The organism is Polaromonas sp. P3_C2 (genome assembly GCF_056402675.1).
Genome location: NZ_JBFUGX010000888.1, coordinates 1 through 1431, shown reverse-complemented (window position 1 = coordinate 1431; position 1431 = coordinate 1). Strand labels below are relative to the sequence as shown.

Annotated in this window: 2 protein-coding genes; one reads left to right on the top strand and one right to left on the bottom strand. The window is 63.9% G+C overall.

Annotated elements, in window-relative coordinates:
• Window positions 1-321: kinase/pyrophosphorylase (locus AC1DWI_RS23070; RefSeq protein WP_477725906.1), on the top strand; the 321-nt coding region annotated here is incomplete at its 5' end.
• A 294-nt stretch (window positions 322-615) separates the two neighbouring features.
• Here the strand turns inward: AC1DWI_RS23070 and modC are convergent.
• On the bottom strand, window positions 616-1431 hold an 816-nt coding region (gene modC, locus AC1DWI_RS23065), incomplete at its 5' end, for a molybdenum ABC transporter ATP-binding protein (RefSeq protein ID WP_477725905.1).

The following is a 1431-nucleotide window of genomic DNA, read 5'->3' as shown; positions in this document are numbered from 1 at the left end:
ATGCAGTACGGCCTGAAGGCTTCCAACTACCCATTGATCCCCGAAGATTTCGAGCGCCGCCAGCTGCCGCCGGCGCTGGTGCCACACCGCAAGAAGATCTTCGGGCTGACCATCGCGCCCGAGCGACTGGCGCAGATCCGCAATGAGCGCCGGCCCAACTCCAAATACGCCAGCCTGGAGAACTGCCGCGACGAAATCCACGAGGCCGAAGCCATGATGCGGCGCGAAGGCATACGTTGGCTGTCAACCACCACCAAGTCGATTGAAGAGATCGCCACCACCATCCTGCAGGAAATCCGGCCGGAGCGGCTGGAGTACTGAGGCGGGGCCATGCACATCCCATGCCTCCGCACGGATGCACAAGGTGAGCATTCATCGAAGCAGGGGTCAGCGTCGACACAGATTTCCCGATGCATGGCGGCTGAAGCCGTTTTTTCCCGGGGATCGGGTGAGTTGCTACTGATTTGATAGCTGCTTGCGCCCGTCCCTATTGGCCAGAAAGCATTTTTTAGCGAAAAATAGAGCCTTGGGCCTGGCTAAAAATTTCGCATGAAATCAGCCGTTGACCCAATCCCGACATGCGCGAGCAGCTATCTTTTTTATAGCAACGCCAGGTCAGCCCAGCACCGCCACCCCCTTGACCTGCGCGTACACACGGCTGCCGGGCTGCAATTGCAAGGCTTCCGCCGACTTCTGGGTGAGCCGCGCCAGCAGTGTGCTGCCGCCGGCGTCCAGGCCGACCATCACCTGTCCCGGGCTGTCGGCGGAAAGGCCGGTGACGGTAACCGCAAAGATGTTCTGCACACTGGTGCCCTCCTGGCGCTCAAGCGTCAGGCTCACGTCACGCGCCTGGATGCGCACGCGCACGCGCTGGCCGACCTGCAGCGAAGGGTTGAGCAGGCTGATGCGTCCGCCGGGAAACTCGGCATGGCTCATGTGCCATTCGGGTTCAACGGCGCTGATCACGGCATCTATCACCGCGGCTGCGGCGTCGCCGTGCGCCAGCGGCAGGTCCAGCCGCGTCATCAGCTCGCGCGTCGGGCCTGAGGCCGTGACGCGGCCGGCGTCCAGCAGCACCAGGTGGTCGGCCAGCCGGGCGACCTCATCCGGCGCGTGGCTGACGTAGAGCACGGGCATGTCGAGTTCGTCATGCAGGCGCTCCAGGTAAGGCAGGATTTCGGCCTTGCGGGCGATGTCCAGCGAGGCCAGGGGCTCGTCCATCAACAAAAGCTGCGGACTGGTGGCCAGCGCCCGCGCGATGGCCACGCGCTGGCGCTCGCCGCCCGAAAGCGTGCCGGGCATGCGCCGCATCAGTTTTTGCAAGCCCAGCAATTCAATGGCGTGTTCCAGCGAGATGCGGCGCTGGGCAGCCGGCACGCGGCGCTGGCCGAAATCGAGGTTGCTGTGCACGTCCAGGTGGGCGAACAGACT